This window comes from Streptomyces sp. WI03-4A, assembly GCF_033792105.1.
Taxonomy (GTDB): Bacteria; Actinomycetota; Actinomycetes; order Streptomycetales; family Streptomycetaceae; genus Streptomyces; species Streptomyces collinus_A.
The window spans coordinates 17,814-36,310 of the sequence record NZ_JARAUO010000064.1 but is presented as its reverse complement, the minus strand read 5'-3'; the positions used below and the strand labels follow the sequence as shown (position 1 = coordinate 36,310).

The following is an 18,497-nucleotide window of genomic DNA, read 5'->3' as shown; positions in this document are numbered from 1 at the left end:
GGGCGGCTCCGTCCGGGCGCCCCGCGGGACGGCCGCGGCGGCGCCCGTGGAGCCCGATTTGCTCGACGGCGCCCCGGTCCCGTACTCTCCTATCGAAGCCAAAGACCGCTGGTCGTTGCCGTGCGCTCCCACGAGGGCGCGGTGGCCGAAGGATCCGCTGAAGAGTGGACGACCCGCGCAGGTGACTGTGGAAGAACTCCCGGAGCACACTCCCTGAGTGTGTGCGGCCGGTCGAGTCCGCCCCGAGCGCCTGCGCCGGGGCGTTTCGTTTTCCCCAGTCCTCCTTCGGGTCCGCGCGGTCCGAATCACCCGGAAGGAGGCCGAGGCTCTATGGCGAGGCCCGACAAGGCTGCCGCGGTTGCGGAGCTGACGGACAAGTTCCGCAGCTCCAATGCCGCCGTGCTGACCGAGTACCGCGGTCTCACCGTGGCGCAGCTCAAGACGCTGCGCCGGTCGCTCGGTGAGAACGCCCAGTACGCCGTGGTGAAGAACACGCTGACCAAGATTGCGGCCAACGAGGCCGGGATCACGCTGGACGACCAGCTCTTCGCTGGTCCGACGGCCGTCGCCTTCGTCACCGGTGACCCGGTGGAGTCGGCGAAGGGTCTCCGTGACTTCGCCAAGGACAACCCGAATCTCATCATCAAGGGCGGTGTCCTTGACGGCAAGGCGCTGTCCGCCGATGAGATCAAGAAGCTTGCGGACCTCGAGTCCCGCGAGGTTCTGCTCTCCAAGCTGGCCGGTGCGTTCAAGGGCAAGCAGTCCCAGGCTGCCTCTGTCTTCCAGGCGCTCCCGTCGAAGCTCGTCCGCACCGTGGACGCGCTTCGGGCCAAGCAGGACGAGCAGGGCGGTGCCGAGTAACTCGGCTCGCTTTCTGATCCTGGCCGCCTGACGCGGCGAGGATCTCAGCGGGCCGACGTACGCCCGCCACACCCAGTACATCCGGCACCCGCCGAATTAGTGGAAGGATCGCCCATCATGGCGAAGCTCAGCCAGGAAGACCTGCTCGCGCAGTTCGAGGAGATGACCCTCATCGAGCTCTCCGAGTTCGTGAAGGCCTTCGAGGAGAAGTTCGACGTCACCGCCGCCGCTGCCGCGCCGGTCGTCGTGGCCGGTGGCGCCGGTGCCGGTGCCGCCGAGGCCGTCGAGGAGAAGGACGAGTTCGACGTCATCCTCACCGGTGCCGGCGACAAGAAGATCCAGGTCATCAAGGTCGTGCGTGAGCTGACCTCCCTGGGTCTGAAGGAGGCCAAGGACCTCGTGGACGGCGCCCCGAAGCCCGTTCTCGAGAAGGTCGCCAAGGACGCCGCCGAGAAGGCCGCCGAGTCCCTCAAGGGCGCCGGCGCCTCCGTCGAGGTCAAGTAAGACCTTCCGGGGTTCCTCGAACCTCAGCACGCTGATTGCGGCCTCCTGAGGCTGTAACGCGAACGCACCGAAGAGCGATCATCCATCCGGGTGGTCGCTCTTCGGCTTATCCGGGGGTCGGCTTCGGTTGCCTTGCACTCGCGACGGCGAGGGGTATGGTGATCTTCGTCGTGTCTCCTGCCAGTCTCGTTTGGGCAAGGGGGCCTTGACGAACCGCACGCAGCGCGCAATTCTCAGGACGCGTCGTCACAAGGATCCGAATCCGAGGCATGGATCGACGGCGAAGAGGGCAGTATCAACGTGCGTTGAGGGCAAGCATGCCGAGGGCGTTGACGAGGGCGTTGAGCACTACGAGGGTCTACAGAAACCCGCGCTGGACATCAGTGTGCCAAGTGGCTACACTGACCCTTTGCGCTGCCTGTTAGTTGTCCCCTGCCCGTCACCAGGGGTCTGCCCTCACTCGAGCATCGATGACCGAATCTCCCCTGACCTGGGGTTTCTGTCTCTGTGCACGTCGAGGGACCGGCACGCGCGTAGTGAGTCCGAGCCCTCGGAAGGACCCCCTCTTGGCCGCCTCGCGCAACGCCTCGACCGCGAATACGAACAACGGCGCCAGCACCGCCCCGCTGCGCATCTCCTTTGCAAAGATCAAGGAGCCTCTCGAGGTTCCGAACCTGCTCGCGCTGCAGACCGAGAGCTTTGACTGGCTGCTCGGCAACACCGCCTGGCAGAGTCGGGTCGAGGAGGCTCTTGAGAACGGTCAGGACGTCCCCACCAAGTCCGGTCTGGAGGAGATCTTCGAGGAGATCTCCCCGATCGAGGACTTCTCCGGGTCGATGTCCCTGACCTTCCGGGACCACCGCTTCGAGCCGCCGAAGAACTCCATCGACGAGTGCAAGGAGCGCGACTTCACGTACGCCGCCCCGCTCTTCGTCACCGCCGAGTTCACCAACAACGAGACCGGTGAGATCAAGTCCCAGACGGTCTTCATGGGCGACTTCCCGCTCATGACGAACAAGGGCACCTTCGTCATCAACGGCACCGAGCGTGTCGTGGTGTCTCAGCTGGTCCGTTCCCCCGGTGTCTACTTCGATTCCTCGATCGACAAGACGTCCGACAAGGACATCTTCTCCGCCAAGATCATCCCGTCCCGGGGTGCCTGGCTGGAGATGGAGATCGACAAGCGTGACATGGTCGGTGTCCGCATCGACCGCAAGCGCAAGCAGTCGGTCACCGTGCTGCTGAAGGCGCTCGGCTGGACGACCGAGCAGATCCTCGAGGAGTTCGGCGACTACGAGTCGATGCGCGCCACCCTGGAGAAGGACCACACCCAGGGCCAGGACGACGCGCTGCTCGACATCTACCGCAAGCTGCGTCCGGGCGAGCCCCCCACGCGTGAGGCCGCGCAGACGCTGCTCGAGAACCTGTACTTCAACCCCAAGCGCTACGACCTGGCCAAGGTCGGCCGCTACAAGGTCAACAAGAAGCTGGGCGCGGACGCCCCGCTCGACGCGGGCATCCTGACCGTCGAGGACATCATCTCGACGATCAAGTACCTGGTGCAGCTGCACGCCGGCGAGACCGAGACCACCGGCGACAACGGTGACTCCATCGTTGTCGAGACGGACGACATCGACCACTTCGGCAACCGGCGCCTGCGCAGCGTCGGCGAGCTGATCCAGAACCAGGTCCGTACGGGTCTCGCCCGTATGGAGCGCGTCGTGCGCGAGCGCATGACGACCCAGGACGTCGAGGCGATCACGCCGCAGACCCTGATCAACATCCGGCCGGTCGTCGCCTCCATCAAGGAGTTCTTCGGCACCAGCCAGCTGTCGCAGTTCATGGACCAGAACAACCCGCTGTCGGGTCTCACCCACAAGCGCCGCCTGTCGGCCCTTGGCCCGGGTGGTCTCTCCCGTGAGCGGGCCGGCTTCGAGGTCCGTGACGTGCACCCCTCGCACTACGGCCGCATGTGCCCGATCGAGACGCCCGAAGGCCCGAACATCGGTCTGATCGGCTCGCTCGCCTCCTACGGCCGGGTCAACGCGTTCGGTTTCGTCGAGACCCCGTACCGCAAGGTCAACGACGGCCAGGTCACCGACGAGGTCGACTACCTGACCGCCGACGAGGAGGACCGCTTCGTCATCGCGCAGGCCAACGCCACGCTCAACGACGAACTGCGGTTCGCCGAGGCGCGTGTCCTGGTCCGCCGCCGTGGCGGTGAGGTCGACTACGTCAGCCCCGAGGACGTCGACTACATGGACGTCTCGCCGCGCCAGATGGTGTCGGTCGCGACGGCCATGATCCCGTTCCTCGAGCACGACGACGCCAACCGTGCCCTCATGGGCGCGAACATGATGCGCCAGGCCGTGCCGCTCATCAAGTCCGAGGCGCCGCTCGTCGGCACCGGCATGGAGTACCGCTCCGCGGTCGACGCCGGCGACGTGGTCAAGGCCGAGAAGGACGGTGTGGTCCAGGAGGTCTCCGCGGACTACATCACCACGGCGAACGACGACGGCACGTACATCACGTACCGCCTGCACAAGTTCTCCCGGTCCAACCAGGGCACCTCGGTCAACCAGAAGGTCGTCGTCGACGAGGGCGACCGGATCATCACGGGCCAGGTGCTCGCGGACGGTCCGGCCACCGAGAACGGCGAGATGGCGCTGGGCAAGAACCTGCTCGTGGCGTTCATGCCGTGGGAAGGTCACAACTACGAGGACGCGATCATCCTGTCGCAGCGCCTCGTGCAGGACGACGTCCTCTCCTCGATCCACATCGAGGAGCACGAGGTCGACGCCCGTGACACCAAGCTCGGCCCCGAGGAGATCACCCGGGACATCCCGAACGTCTCCGAGGAGGTCCTCGCCGACCTCGACGAGCGCGGCATCATCCGCATCGGTGCCGAGGTCATCGCCGGCGACATCCTCGTCGGCAAGGTGACCCCGAAGGGTGAGACCGAGCTGACCCCCGAGGAGCGCCTGCTGCGCGCGATCTTCGGTGAGAAGGCCCGTGAGGTCCGTGACACCTCGCTGAAGGTGCCGCACGGCGAGACCGGCAAGGTCATCGGTGTGCGCGTCTTCGACCGCGAGGAGGGCGACGAGCTGCCGCCGGGCGTGAACCAGCTGGTCCGCGTCTACGTCGCGCAGAAGCGCAAGATCACCGATGGTGACAAGCTCGCCGGCCGTCACGGCAACAAGGGTGTCATCTCCAAGATCCTGCCGATCGAGGACATGCCGTTCCTGGAGGACGGCACCCCGGTCGACATCATCCTCAACCCGCTGGGTGTGCCGTCCCGAATGAACCCGGGACAGGTCCTGGAGATCCACCTCGGCTGGCTCGCCAGCCGCGGCTGGGACGTCTCCGGCCTCGCGGAGGAGTGGGCCCAGCGCCTCCAGGCGATCGGCGCCGACTCCGTCGCTCCCGGCACCAACGTCGCCACTCCGGTGTTCGACGGTGCCCGTGAGGACGAGCTGGCGGGTCTGCTGCAGCACACCATCCCGAACCGCGACGGCGAGCGCATGGTGCTCCCGACCGGTAAGGCGCGGCTGTTCGACGGCCGTAGCGGTGAGCCGTTCCCGGACCCGATCTCGGTCGGCTACATGTACATCCTGAAGCTGCACCACCTGGTCGACGACAAGCTGCACGCCCGCTCGACCGGTCCGTACTCGATGATCACCCAGCAGCCGCTGGGTGGTAAGGCGCAGTTCGGTGGCCAGCGGTTCGGCGAGATGGAGGTGTGGGCCCTCGAGGCCTACGGCGCCGCCTACGCGCTCCAGGAGCTGCTGACGATCAAGTCCGACGACGTGACCGGCCGCGTGAAGGTCTACGAGGCCATCGTCAAGGGCGAGAACATCCCCGAGCCCGGCATCCCCGAGTCCTTCAAGGTGCTCATCAAGGAGATGCAGTCGCTCTGCCTGAACGTGGAGGTGCTGTCCAGCGACGGTATGTCGATCGAGATGCGCGACACCGACGAGGACGTCTTCCGCGCTGCGGAGGAGCTCGGTATCGACCTGTCCCGGCGCGAGCCGAGCAGCGTCGAAGAGGTCTGACGGGAGTCCGGTAGGGGCCTCGCCACCGTGTGAGGCCCCCGCCGACCCCCAGGCCCCCGTTTCAGACCACAGACTTACAACCCTGAGAGGGATTGACGCATAGTGCTCGACGTCAACTTCTTCGACGAGCTCCGGATCGGTCTGGCCACCGCTGACGACATCCGTCAGTGGAGCCACGGCGAGGTCAAGAAGCCCGAGACCATCAACTACCGCACCCTGAAGCCCGAGAAGGACGGACTCTTCTGCGAGAAGATCTTCGGTCCGACCCGGGACTGGGAGTGCTACTGCGGCAAGTACAAGCGCGTCCGCTTCAAGGGCATCATCTGCGAGCGCTGTGGCGTCGAGGTCACGCGCGCCAAGGTGCGCCGTGAGCGGATGGGCCACATCGAGCTGGCCGCTCCCGTCACGCACATCTGGTACTTCAAGGGTGTCCCCTCGCGCCTCGGCTACCTGCTGGACCTGGCGCCGAAGGACCTCGAGAAGGTCATCTACTTCGCGGCGTACATGATCACGTACGTCGACGAGGAGCGTCGCACCCGCGACCTGCCCTCCCTGGAGGCGCACGTCTCGGTGGAGCGCCAGCAGGTCGAGAACCGCCGCGACGCCGACCTCGAGGCCCGCGCCAAGAAGCTCGAGACCGACCTGGCCGAGCTGGAGGCCGAGGGCGCCAAGGCCGACGTGCGCCGCAAGGTGCGCGAGGGCGCGGAGCGCGAGATGAAGCAGCTGCGCGACCGCGCGCAGCGCGAGATCGACCGCCTCGACGAGGTGTGGACCCGGTTCAAGAACCTCAAGGTCCAGGACCTCGAGGGCGACGAGCTGCTCTACCGCGAGCTGCGTGACCGCTTCGGCACGTACTTCGACGGCTCGATGGGTGCCGCGGCGCTGCAGAAGCGCCTGGAGTCCTTCGACCTCGACGAGGAGGCCGAGAAGCTCCGCGAGATCATCCGCACCGGCAAGGGCCAGAAGAAGACCCGCGCCCTGAAGCGGCTGAAGGTCGTCTCCGCGTTCCTGCAGACGTCCAACAGCCCCAAGGGCATGGTCCTGGACTGCGTCCCGGTCATCCCGCCGGACCTGCGTCCGATGGTGCAGCTGGACGGTGGCCGCTTCGCGACCTCCGACCTGAACGACCTGTACCGCCGTGTCATCAACCGCAACAACCGCCTGAAGCGGCTTCTCGACCTCGGCGCGCCCGAGATCATCGTGAACAACGAGAAGCGCATGCTCCAGGAGGCCGTCGACGCCCTCTTCGACAACGGCCGTCGCGGCCGGCCGGTGACCGGTCCCGGTAACCGTCCGCTGAAGTCCCTCAGCGACATGCTGAAGGGTAAGCAGGGTCGATTCCGTCAGAACCTGCTCGGCAAGCGTGTGGACTACTCCGCGCGTTCCGTGATCGTCGTCGGTCCGCAGCTGAAGCTGCACCAGTGCGGTCTGCCCAAGGCGATGGCGCTGGAGCTCTTCAAGCCGTTCGTGATGAAGCGCCTGGTCGACCTGAACCACGCGCAGAACATCAAGAGCGCCAAGCGCATGGTGGAGCGCGGCCGCACGGTCGTGTACGACGTCCTCGAAGAGGTCATCGCCGAGCACCCGGTGCTGCTGAACCGTGCTCCCACCCTGCACCGCCTCGGCATCCAGGCCTTCGAGCCGCAGCTGGTCGAGGGCAAGGCCATCCAGATCCACCCGCTCGTCTGCACCGCGTTCAACGCGGACTTCGACGGTGACCAGATGGCCGTGCACCTGCCGCTGTCCGCGGAGGCGCAGGCCGAGGCCCGCATCCTGATGCTGTCCTCGAACAACATCCTCAAGCCGGCCGACGGCCGCCCGGTGACGATGCCGACCCAGGACATGGTCCTCGGTCTGTTCTTCCTCACCACCGACGGCGAGCTGCGTGACACCAAGGGCGAGGGCCGCGCGTTCGGCTCCACGGCCGAGGCGATCATGGCGTTCGACGCCGGCGAGCTGGCGCTGCAGTCGCAGATCGACATCCGCTTCCCGGTGGGCACCATCCCGCCGCGCGGCTGGACCCCGCCGGCCCGCGAGGAGGGCGAGCCCGAGTGGCAGCAGGGTGACTCGTTCCGCCTGCGCACCACGCTGGGCCGCGCGCTCTTCAACGAGCTGCTGCCCGAGGACTACCCGTTCGTCGACTACTCGGTGGGCAAGAAGCAGCTCTCCGAGATCGTCAACGACCTGGCCGAGCGCTACCCCAAGGTCATCGTGGCGGCGACGCTCGACAACCTGAAGGCGGCCGGCTTCTTCTGGGCGACCCGTTCCGGTGTCACCGTGGCCATCTCCGACGTCGTCGTTCCCGAGGCGAAGAAGGAGATCGTCCGCGGGTACGAGGCGCAGGACGAGAAGGTCCAGAAGCAGTACGAGCGCGGTCTGATCACCAAGGAAGAGCGCACGCAGGAGCTCATCGCGATCTGGACCAAGGCGACCAACGAGGTCGCCGAGGCGATGAACGAGAACTTCCCCAAGACGAACCCCATCTTCATGATGGTTGACTCGGGTGCCCGAGGAAACATGATGCAGATGCGGCAGATCGCCGGTATGCGTGGTCTGGTGTCGAACGCGAAGAACGAGACCATCCCGCGTCCGATCAAGGCGTCCTTCCGTGAGGGCCTGTCCGTGCTGGAGTACTTCATCTCCACGCACGGTGCCCGTAAGGGTCTGGCGGACACCGCCCTGCGTACCGCCGACTCGGGTTACCTGACCCGTCGTCTGGTGGACGTCTCGCAGGACGTCATCATCCGCGAGGAGGACTGCGGCACCGAGCGCGGTCTGAAGCTGCGGATCGCCGACCGCGGCGCGGACGGCGTGCTGCGCAAGACGGACGACGTCGAGACGTCCGTGTACGCGCGCTGCCTCGCCGAGGACATCGTGGTCGACGGTCAGGTCCTGGCCCCGGCCGGCACCGACCTGGGCGACGTCCTCATCGAGGAGCTCGTCGGCCGTGGCGTCGAGGAGGTCAAGACCCGCTCGGTCCTGACCTGCGAGTCCGCCGTCGGTACCTGCGCGATGTGCTACGGCCGTTCGCTGGCCACCGGCAAGCTGGTGGACATCGGTGAGGCGGTCGGCATCATCGCCGCCCAGTCCATCGGTGAGCCCGGTACCCAGCTGACGATGCGTACCTTCCACACCGGTGGTGTGGCCGGTGACGACATCACCCAGGGTCTGCCCCGTGTCGTCGAGCTCTTCGAGGCCCGTACCCCGAAGGGTGTCGCCCCGATCTCCGAGGCCTCCGGCCGCGTGCGGATCGAGGAGACCGAGAAGACCAAGAAGCTCGTCGTCACCCCGGACGACGGCAGCGACGAGACGGCGTTCCCGATCTCGAAGCGTGCCAAGGTCCTGGTCCGCGAGGGCGACCACGTCGAGGTGGGCCAGCAGCTCACCGTGGGTGCCACCAACCCGCACGACGTGCTGCGCATCCTGGGTCAGCGTGCCGTCCAGGTCCACCTGGTCGGCGAGGTCCAGAAGGTCTACAACTCGCAGGGTGTGTCGATCCACGACAAGCACATCGAGATCATCATCCGGCAGATGCTGCGCCGTGTGACGATCATCGAGTCCGGCGACGCGGAGCTGCTGCCGGGCGAGCTGGTCGAGCGCTCGAAGTTCGAGACCGAGAACCGTCGTGTGGTCCAGGAGGGCGGTCACCCGGCCTCCGGTCGTCCGCAGCTGATGGGTATCACCAAGGCCTCGCTGGCGACGGAATCCTGGCTGTCGGCCGCCTCCTTCCAGGAGACGACCCGAGTCCTGACGGACGCGGCGATCAACGCCAAGTCCGACAGCCTCATCGGCCTCAAGGAGAACGTCATCATCGGTAAGCTCATCCCGGCCGGTACGGGTCTGTCCCGCTACCGCAACATCCGGGTCGAGCCGACCGAGGAGGCCAAGGCCGCGATGTACTCGGCCGTCGGCTACGACGACATCGACTACTCGCCGTTCGGCACCGGCTCCGGCCAGGCCGTTCCGCTGGAGGACTACGACTACGGTCCGTACAACCAGTAAGCGGGCAGCCTGAACCGAAGGGCGGTCACCCCGTGGGGTGGCCGCCCTTCGGCGTTGTACGGGCCCCGCGTCCGAACGGGGGCGGGTCCGGGGGGCGACGGGGTGCGCGGCCGTGTGAGGCTGCTCAGGGGCCCGGTGAGCGGTCGCCGGCCGGTGTGCGCGGCCCGGTTCGAAGATCGTGGAGTGTACGTCCGCCCGACCGAATCCGCACGCGGGGAGCGCCGGAACGGCGCTGGACTCCATTTGTTTTGACCACAGCGAATGAGGTAGGTACGCTCAGACCTTGTGCCTGGGGTGTGCCCTGGCTCTCGTGCGTGCCTTCAACCGCACAGCGAGCCGTCACCGGCCACCGAAATCTGCGCCCTTTTCGCTTGGCGGCGAAGGTCTGCGGGATTCGACACACCCGACCGCGTGGGTCGGAGAAGTTCCAGGTTAGCTTTACTCGGCACACAGAAACCGGAGAAGTAGTGCCTACGATCCAGCAGCTGGTCCGTAAGGGCCGGCAGGACAAGGTCGAGAAGAACAAGACGCCCGCACTCGAGGGTTCCCCTCAGCGTCGCGGCGTCTGCACGCGTGTGTTCACGACCACCCCGAAGAAGCCGAACTCGGCCCTGCGTAAGGTCGCGCGTGTGCGTCTGACCAGCGGGATCGAGGTCACCGCTTACATTCCGGGTGAGGGACACAACCTGCAGGAGCACTCCATCGTGCTCGTGCGCGGCGGCCGTGTGAAGGACCTGCCGGGTGTTCGCTACAAGATCATCCGCGGTTCGCTCGACACCCAGGGTGTCAAGAACCGCAAGCAGGCTCGCAGCCGTTACGGCGCCAAGAAGGAGAAGTAAGAATGCCTCGTAAGGGCCCCGCCCCGAAGCGCCCGGTCATCATCGACCCGGTCTACGGTTCTCCTCTGGTGACCTCCCTCATCAACAAGGTGCTGCTCAACGGCAAGCGTTCCACCGCCGAGCGCATCGTCTACGGCGCCATGGAGGGTCTGCGTGAGAAGACGGGCAACGACCCGATCATCACGCTGAAGCGCGCGCTGGAGAACATCAAGCCGACCCTCGAGGTCAAGTCCCGCCGTGTCGGTGGTGCGACGTACCAGGTTCCGATCGAGGTCAAGCCCGGTCGTGCCAACACGCTCGCGCTGCGCTGGCTGGTCGGTTACTCCCGCGCCCGTCGCGAGAAGACCATGACCGAGCGTCTGCTCAACGAGCTTCTCGACGCCTCCAACGGCCTCGGTGCCGCTGTGAAGAAGCGCGAGGACACGCACAAGATGGCCGAGTCCAACAAGGCCTTCGCGCACTACCGCTGGTAGTCGCTACCCACATCGAGACCGAGAGAAGACTGAAGCCTTATGGCTACCACTTCACTTGACCTGGCCAAGGTCCGCAACATCGGGATCATGGCCCACATCGACGCGGGCAAGACGACCACCACCGAGCGGATCCTGTTCTACACCGGTGTGTCTTACAAGATCGGTGAGGTCCACGACGGCGCTGCCACCATGGACTGGATGGAGCAGGAGCAGGAGCGTGGCATCACGATCACCTCTGCTGCCACCACCTGTCACTGGCCGCTCGAAGACGTCGACCACACCATCAACATCATCGACACGCCGGGCCACGTCGACTTCACCGTCGAGGTGGAGCGTTCCCTGCGCGTGCTCGACGGTGCCGTGACGGTGTTCGACGGCGTCGCCGGCGTCGAGCCCCAGTCCGAGACCGTGTGGCGTCAGGCGGACCGTTACGGCGTTCCGCGTATCTGCTTCGTCAACAAGCTCGACCGGACCGGTGCGGAGTTCCACCGCTGCGTCGACATGATCTCTGACCGCCTCGGCGCTCAGCCGATCGTGATGCAGCTCCCGATCGGTGCCGAGGCCGACTTCAAGGGCGTCGTCGACCTCGTGACGATGAAGGCCCTGGTCTGGTCCGCCGAGGCCACCAAGGGCGAGATGTACGACGTCGTCGACATCCCGGACACGCACACCGAGGCTGCCGAGGAGTACCGCGGCAAGCTGCTCGAGGCCGTGGCCGAGAACGACGAAGAGATCATGGAGCTGTACCTGGAGGGCACCGAGCCCTCCGTGGAGCAGCTGTACGCCGCGATCCGTCGCATCACCATCGCGTCCGGCAAGTCCAAGGACACCACGGTCACCCCGGTGTTCTGCGGCACCGCGTTCAAGAACAAGGGCGTCCAGCCCCTGCTCGACGCGGTCGTGCGCTACCTCCCCTCCCCCCTGGACGTCGAGGCCATCGAGGGCCACGACGTGAAGGACCCGGAGACGGTCGTCAAGCGCAAGCCGTCCGACGAGGAGCCCCTGTCGGCTCTGGCCTTCAAGATCATGAGCGACCCGCACCTCGGCAAGCTCACCTTCGTCCGGGTCTACTCGGGCCGCCTGGAGTCCGGCACCTCGGTGCTGAACTCCGTCAAGGGCAAGAAGGAGCGCATCGGCAAGATCTACCGCATGCACGCGAACAAGCGTGAGGAGATCGACTCGGTGGGCGCCGGCGACATCATCGCCGTCATGGGTCTGAAGCAGACCACGACCGGTGAGACGCTGTGCGACGACAAGGCCCCGGTCATCCTGGAGTCCATGGACTTCCCGGCGCCGGTCATCCAGGTCGCCATCGAGCCCAAGTCGAAGGGCGACCAGGAGAAGCTGGGCGTCGCGATCCAGCGCCTGGCCGAGGAGGACCCGTCCTTCCAGGTCCACTCGGACGAGGAGACCGGCCAGACCATCATCGGTGGTATGGGCGAGCTGCACCTCGAGGTGCTGGTCGACCGTATGCGCCGTGAGTTCAAGGTCGAGGCCAACGTCGGCAAGCCGCAGGTCGCGTACCGCGAGACGATCCGCAAGGCCGTCGAGCGCGTCGACTACACGCACAAGAAGCAGACTGGTGGTACCGGCCAGTTCGCCAAGGTGCAGATCGCGATCGAGCCGATCGAGGGCGGCGACGCCTCGTACGAGTTCGTGAACAAGGTCACCGGTGGCCGTATCCCGAAGGAGTACATCCCTTCGGTGGACGCCGGTGCGCAGGAGGCCATGCAGTTCGGCATCCTCGCGGGCTACGAGATGACCGGCGTGCGCGTCACGCTGATCGACGGTGGCTACCACGAGGTCGACTCCTCCGAGCTCGCCTTCAAGATCGCCGGCTCGCAGGCCTTCAAGGAGGCCGCGCGCAAGGCCAGCCCCGTGCTGCTCGAGCCGATGATGGCCGTCGAGGTCACCACGCCCGAGGACTACATGGGTGAGGTCATCGGCGACATCAACTCCCGCCGTGGCCAGATCCAGGCCATGGAGGAGCGGGCCGGTGCCCGCGTCGTGAAGGGTCTCGTGCCCCTCTCGGAGATGTTCGGCTACGTCGGCGACCTGCGCAGCAAGACGTCCGGCCGGGCCAGCTACTCCATGCAGTTCGACTCCTACGCCGAGGTTCCGCGGAACGTCGCCGAGGAGATCATCGCGAAGGCCAAGGGCGAGTAACGCACCGCGTTCACACGCTTTAGGCTTGACTCCGGAGCCTCGTGGGGCAAACAACCGCACACACGGATGTTTGCCCCGGGTTCCGGGCTATCCAGCAAAGATCACCTGGCGCCGATGAAGTAAGGCGTACAGAACCACTCCACAGGAGGACCCCAGTGGCGAAGGCGAAGTTCGAGCGGACTAAGCCGCACGTCAACATCGGCACCATCGGTCACATCGACCACGGTAAGACGACCCTCACGGCCGCCATTACCAAGGTGCTGCACGACGCGTTCCCGGACCTGAACGAGGCCTCGGCGTTCGACCAGATCGACAAGGCTCCTGAGGAGCGCCAGCGCGGTATCACCATCTCGATCGCGCACGTCGAGTACCAGACGGAGACCCGTCACTACGCCCACGTCGACTGCCCCGGTCACGCGGACTACATCAAGAACATGATCACCGGTGCGGCCCAGATGGACGGCGCCATCCTCGTGGTCGCCGCCACCGACGGCCCGATGCCGCAGACCAAGGAGCACGTGCTCCTGGCCCGCCAGGTCGGCGTTCCGTACATCGTCGTCGCCCTGAACAAGGCCGACATGGTGGACGACGAGGAGATCCTGGAGCTCGTCGAGCTCGAGGTCCGTGAGCTCCTCTCCGAGTACGAGTTCCCGGGCGACGACCTGCCGGTCGTCCGCGTCTCCGCGCTCAAGGCCCTCGAGGGCGACAAGGAGTGGGGCCAGTCCGTCCTCAACCTGATGCAGGCTGTGGACGAGAACATCCCCGAGCCCGAGCGTGACGTCGACAAGCCGTTCCTGATGCCGATCGAGGACGTCTTCACGATCACCGGTCGTGGCACCGTCGTCACCGGTCGTATCGAGCGTGGTGTCCTCAAGGTCAACGAGACCGTCGACATCATCGGCATCAAGACCGAGAAGACCACCACCACGGTCACCGGCATCGAGATGTTCCGCAAGCTGCTCGACGAGGGCCAGGCCGGTGAGAACGTCGGTCTGCTGCTCCGCGGCATCAAGCGCGAGGACGTCGAGCGCGGCCAGGTCATCATCAAGCCGGGCTCGGTCACCCCGCACACCGAGTTCGAGGCGCAGGCCTACATCCTGTCCAAGGACGAGGGTGGCCGCCACACGCCGTTCTTCAACAACTACCGTCCGCAGTTCTACTTCCGTACGACGGACGTGACCGGCGTCGTGACCCTCCCCGAGGGCACCGAGATGGTCATGCCGGGTGACAACACCGAGATGAAGGTGGAGCTCATCCAGCCCGTCGCCATGGAGGAGGGCCTGAAGTTCGCCATCCGTGAGGGTGGCCGGACCGTGGGCGCCGGCCAGGTCACCAAGATCAACAAGTGATCTTGAGCTGATCCGGCCCGGGTCTTCGACCTGGTAGCTGTCGGAGGGGCCCGTACGACTTCGGTCGTACGGGCCCCTTCGCGTGTCCCGGCGCGGGAGCCGTCCGCTCCATCCGACGAGCGGCGGAGTACCGGCAGCGGACCGCCGGGTACCAGACCGTGCTGCGCGCCCTGCTGCACGTCCTCGTCGTCCGCACGGCACGGCTGGCCGCACCCGGGACCGGCCCGGGGAGGGGGCCCGATCCGCGGAGGGCTCCCGCACCGGGGGAGGAGCCCGTCCCGGGGGAGGCGTCCGCGTCGGGGAAGGCAGCCGCCCCGGGGGCGGCGGCCGCCTCGGGGGCGGCGGCCGCCTCGGGGGAGACGTCCGCGCTGGCCGAGGCGTTCGCCCGGCTCACCGCGCGGCCGGAGACGGCGGCCTGGTCGGTGCGGGAGTGCGCGGAACGGCTCGGCGTGACGGCGGGCCACCTCACCCAGGCGGTGCGCGCGGCCACCGGGCGCAGCCCCGGCCGGCTGCTGATCGAGGCCCGGGTGTACCGGGCCCAGCGCCTGCTGGTCCACACCGGGCTGCCGGTACGGCAGGTCGCCGCCCGCGTCGGGATCACCGACCCGGCGTACTTCTGCCGCTTCTTCCGGCGGGAGACCGGCAGCAGCCCGGGCGACTGGCGAAAGCACCACAGTCGCCACCACCAGTCCATCGAAGCCCCGGAGACCCGCGCCTAGGTTCATTGCCGATCCGACGCCCCCCACAAGGAGCAGGCATGGACAACGCAGGCAGGAACGACACGGGTAGGAACGACACGGGTAGGAACGACACGGGTAGGAACGACACGGGTAGGGACGACGCGGGTACGGCGGGCATGGACGGCGCGGGGCCGAACGGCCGTGTCACCCGCAAGACCGTCTTACGCGCCGCGCTGGCGGCCACCGCCGCGATACCCGTCGCGTTCGCCGGCGGCCCGGCCCTGGCCCGCACCCTCACCACCACCGGCACGGCCGTGCCGCTCACCCCGCCCTGCGACGCCGGCGACCACCCCACGCCCGAGCAGATCGAGGGCCCGTACTTCAAGCCCGACTCGCCCCAGCGCACCAGCCTGCTGGAACCGGGACTGCCCGGCACCCGGCTGACCCTGACCGGCTACGTCTTCGGCCGCGCCTGCCTCCCGGTCACCGGCGCCCTGCTGGACTTCTGGCAGGCCGACACCAACGGCGCCTACGACAACACCGGGTTCCGGCTGCGCGGACACCAGTACACCGACTCGCGCGGCTCCTTCGCGCTGACGACGATCGTCCCCGGCCTCTACCCCGGCCGCACCCGGCACATCCACGTCAAGGTGCAGGCTCCGGGACGGCCCGTCCTGACCACCCAGCTCTACTTCCCGGACGAACCGCGCAACAACACCGACTCGATCTACGACGCACGGCTGCTGATGACCGTGCGGGACGGTGACGGCGGCCGCGAGGCGGCCTTCGACTTCGTCCTCGACGTCCCCCAGGAGCCCGGCCCCGGACCCACCCCGACCGGCACCCCGCCGTCCGACGGCACCTGGGCGGCGGGCACCGCCTACCGGGCCGGCGACCGGGTCACCTACGCGGGCCGCGGCTGGGTCTGCCTCCAGGCCCACACGGCCCAGCCCGGCTGGGAACCGCCGTCGGTCCCGGCACTGTGGCGGGCCGTCTGACACCGGCACCACCTCCCCGCATCACCTCGGACGACGTCAACGCGGCGGACGGGAAACTCCCCGTGACGAAGATCGGCGTCCACCGGTTGAAGTACCGGCGGTGGACGTCGATACGGCGAGGGGCGAGCGATGGACGGTCCGGCAGGAAACCACGGCGGTTACGGTCACGGCGGTTACGGCCAGGGCGCGGGGAGACTGGCGTCCACCCCGGTCGAGAAGCGGGCGGCCGCCAAGGCGCTGCACGACCACATCGAGCCGGACACCCGCCGGGCCGGAGCGTGGGCGGACGACGAGACCGGCGCGGCGGTGAAGGCGTTCGGCGCACGCGACGGACACGGCTGGCTCACCGCCCCGGCGCTGCGCAGGGCCCACGCGGCCTGGGGCGACCAGGTGCGGAACCTGCTGGACCGGCTGGGCGCAGAGAAGGACGCGCTGAACCGGACGAACGTGGTCCTGACCGGCGCGGACCTCGCCGTCGGCGGCGACCTGCGGCGCACCTCCGCGCTCGACCTGTACTGACGGGGACGGCCGGGACATGCCGACGTACCACGAGATCATGAGCACCGACCTCGCCGCGCTGACCGGTGCCGCCGAGCGCTGGGACGGCATGGCGGCGGAGTTCGCCAAGCAGGAGACGGCGTACCGCCGGGACGTCCACGGCATCGCGGCGGCCCCCTCCTGGAGCGGAATGAGCGCGGAGGCGGCCCACGGCCGGTTCGGCGTCACGCTCACGGAACTGCAGTACGCCCAGACGGAGGCCAGAGCGATCGCCTCCCTGCTGCGGGACGCGCACGCCCGCTTCACGGAGCTGAAGGGCAGGCTCACGGCGGTGCGCGGGGAGGCCCGCGCGGCCGGGATGCGGGTGTCGGACCGCGGCCTGGTCAGCGCCGACCCCGAGCATGCCAAGGAGCCGGACGAGGCGACCGTACGGTCCTGGCAGGACCGCATCGACGCGGCCGTCCGGGCCGTGACCGACGCGGACGCGGGGGTCGAGACCGCCCTCGCGGCCGTGGTCGTCGACGCGGACCCGTCGGCCGGCGGCCGGGGCTTCAACGGGCGGGCGCTGGGGGACGTCGAGAAGTACGAGGCGCTGGCCGCGGAGGACGCGCTGGGCCGGCTCGGCCGGGGCGGGCACCTGTCGCGGCACGACCTCGCCGAGCTCGAGCGCACGTTCCGCGACAACTCCGGCGACGAGGCGTTCTCCCGGACCCTGCTGGACGACCTGGGAGCGGCGGGCACGATCACGCTGACCAACGAGCTGAACGACCTGGTCCACGTGCGGGGCGGGGCGTCGGCGGGAACGTACGCGACGATCGAGTCGGGACTCGCGAACACGCTCGCCACGGCGACGAGGGACACCCACTCGCCCTGGTACCGGCACTGGCGGGCAGCCGTGCGGCGCGCCGGCGTCCGGCACTACGCCACGGACGCGCAGGGGGAGCGGCTGGACAAGGCGGTGGGCTACCAGTCGCTGGTGACGCTGATGTCCAGGGGGCACGGGTACGCGCCGCGCATGCTGGAGGACCTCACGGACGACATGATCGCGGCGGAGCGGCGGGAGCCGGGGATCTGGCGGCTGAAGGACACGTACAGCGGCGGGCACGGCGGCTGGTTCGCCAACGATCCGGTGGACGGGGCGCTGGCCCTCATGAGCCGGGACCCGCACACGGCCGCGGACTACCTCGGCTCGGACGCCCGGATGCGGTACCTGGTGGAGGAGCGGGACTGGAAGGTGGTGCTGCACGAGCACGCGGGCGCGAAGACCGGTACCTACGCGGCCGGGCCGGACGGGGACGACCGAGCCGGGTTCGGGGCGGCGCTGCAGGCGGCGGCGACGGGAATCGACCCGGCGGACCGGCACGCGCACTACGTGCCCCACACGGGGCCGAACGAGGCGGTCTTCAGGTCGGCCCTGAAGCACCTCTCGAACCAGGGCGACGACTTCCCGCCGTCCCTGCGCCGGCCGATGGCGAACGTGCTGGTCAACCACGGCGCGACGGTGCACGCGGCGATGAGCGAGATCGACATCGGCCACTCCCCCTTGAAACAGGACCAACTCTTCGAGGTAACCAAACAGGTGTCCAAGGACCAACACGCCTACGGCACGCTGAACGGGGGGCTGAACCAGGCGATGGTCGCCAACCTCCATGCAGATCGATCCGATTCTGCGGAGTCCCTTCGCCGGGCCGGCCGGACTGTCGGGTTCCTGGAAGAGGCTCGTATCCAGGCCCAGAGCGATCCCAAGACCGCAGAATTCGAAGCGAAGCCCATTTTCGACAAGGCGATCAGCTACATCCCTGTGGCCGGTGAAGACGTCCAGGCGGGCTTTGACTACGTGACGGGTAAATGGCTGGAGGACGAGCAGAAGAGGCTGGACGCAAAGCAGACACAGGACAATTTCCAGGCATACTCCGACAGGAATCAACAGCTGATGGCCCTGTCGCGAGAGTGGTCACGGTCGCATCAGACTGGCGAGGACCCGCACTTCGATCCACAGACCGAAATCAACAGATCGGCCGGAGATGGCATCGACCACGCTTCCGGCATCTCCGGGGCGGTGGCCAAGTGAGAGC

General features: G+C 67.6%; 12 protein-coding genes. All 12 read left to right on the top strand.

Annotation, left to right across the window (positions count from 1 at the left end; translation table 11 throughout):
* The first annotated feature begins 330 nt into the window (after positions 1-330).
* Positions 331-861, top strand: coding sequence for a 50S ribosomal protein L10 (rplJ, locus tag PV343_RS37965; protein WP_020941659.1), 531 nt, complete (start codon positions 331-333; stop codon positions 859-861).
* 117 nt (positions 862-978) lie between these two features.
* Entirely contained in the window at positions 979-1,365 is a 387-nt protein-coding gene (rplL, locus tag PV343_RS37960; protein WP_319151604.1) for a 50S ribosomal protein L7/L12, read from the top strand.
* 566 nt (positions 1,366-1,931) lie between these two features.
* Positions 1,932-5,417, top strand: coding sequence for a DNA-directed RNA polymerase subunit beta (gene rpoB / locus PV343_RS37955; protein ID WP_319151603.1), 3,486 nt, complete (start codon positions 1,932-1,934; stop codon positions 5,415-5,417).
* Positions 5,418-5,519: 102 nt separating this feature from the next.
* On the top strand, positions 5,520-9,419 hold the full coding sequence (locus tag PV343_RS37950) for a DNA-directed RNA polymerase subunit beta' (RefSeq protein ID WP_319151602.1): 3,900 nt from the start codon (positions 5,520-5,522) through the stop codon (positions 9,417-9,419).
* Positions 9,420-9,886: 467 nt separating this feature from the next.
* Positions 9,887-10,258: a 30S ribosomal protein S12 gene (rpsL, locus tag PV343_RS37945; protein WP_003948652.1), complete on the top strand. Its 372-nt coding sequence runs from the start codon at positions 9,887-9,889 to the stop codon at positions 10,256-10,258.
* A 2-nt stretch (positions 10,259-10,260) separates the two neighbouring features.
* The gene (gene rpsG, locus PV343_RS37940; protein WP_003992340.1) at positions 10,261-10,731 is read left to right on the top strand and encodes a 30S ribosomal protein S7; all 471 of its coding nucleotides are present in this window, start codon (positions 10,261-10,263) and stop codon (positions 10,729-10,731) included.
* A gap of 39 nt (positions 10,732-10,770) precedes the next feature.
* Positions 10,771-12,897, top strand: coding sequence for an elongation factor G (gene fusA, locus PV343_RS37935; RefSeq protein ID WP_020941663.1), 2,127 nt, complete (start codon positions 10,771-10,773; stop codon positions 12,895-12,897).
* Positions 12,898-13,052: 155 nt separating this feature from the next.
* On the top strand, positions 13,053-14,246 hold the full coding sequence (gene tuf / locus PV343_RS37930; protein WP_020941664.1) for an elongation factor Tu: 1,194 nt from the start codon (positions 13,053-13,055) through the stop codon (positions 14,244-14,246).
* A gap of 158 nt (positions 14,247-14,404) precedes the next feature.
* Positions 14,405-14,965, top strand: coding sequence for a helix-turn-helix transcriptional regulator (locus PV343_RS37925; RefSeq protein WP_319151601.1), 561 nt, complete (start codon positions 14,405-14,407; stop codon positions 14,963-14,965).
* A gap of 137 nt (positions 14,966-15,102) precedes the next feature.
* Positions 15,103-15,924 carry a carbohydrate-binding protein gene (locus tag PV343_RS37920; RefSeq protein ID WP_319151600.1) on the top strand — a complete coding sequence of 274 codons (822 nt, stop codon included), beginning with the start codon at positions 15,103-15,105 and terminating at the stop codon, positions 15,922-15,924.
* 129 nt (positions 15,925-16,053) lie between these two features.
* Positions 16,054-16,443, top strand: a complete 390-nt coding sequence (locus tag PV343_RS37915; protein ID WP_319151599.1) for a hypothetical protein — start codon at positions 16,054-16,056, stop codon at positions 16,441-16,443.
* Positions 16,444-16,480: 37 nt separating this feature from the next.
* Positions 16,481-18,493 carry a hypothetical protein gene (locus PV343_RS37910; protein WP_319151598.1) on the top strand — a complete coding sequence of 671 codons (2,013 nt, stop codon included), beginning with the start codon at positions 16,481-16,483 and terminating at the stop codon, positions 18,491-18,493.
* Positions 18,494-18,497 lie beyond the last annotated feature (4 nt).

Coding starts and splice junctions, on each gene's coding strand:
- fusA (WP_020941663.1), top strand. CDS start 10,771: ATGGCTACCACTTCACTTGACCTGGCCAAGGTCCGCAACATCGGGATC.
- PV343_RS37920 (WP_319151600.1), top strand. CDS start 15,103: ATGGACGGCGCGGGGCCGAACGGCCGTGTCACCCGCAAGACCGTCTTA.
- PV343_RS37910 (WP_319151598.1), top strand. CDS start 16,481: ATGAGCACCGACCTCGCCGCGCTGACCGGTGCCGCCGAGCGCTGGGAC.
- PV343_RS37915 (WP_319151599.1), top strand. CDS start 16,054: ATGGACGGTCCGGCAGGAAACCACGGCGGTTACGGTCACGGCGGTTAC.
- rplJ (WP_020941659.1), top strand. CDS start 331: ATGGCGAGGCCCGACAAGGCTGCCGCGGTTGCGGAGCTGACGGACAAG.
- rplL (WP_319151604.1), top strand. CDS start 979: ATGGCGAAGCTCAGCCAGGAAGACCTGCTCGCGCAGTTCGAGGAGATG.
- rpsG (WP_003992340.1), top strand. CDS start 10,261: ATGCCTCGTAAGGGCCCCGCCCCGAAGCGCCCGGTCATCATCGACCCG.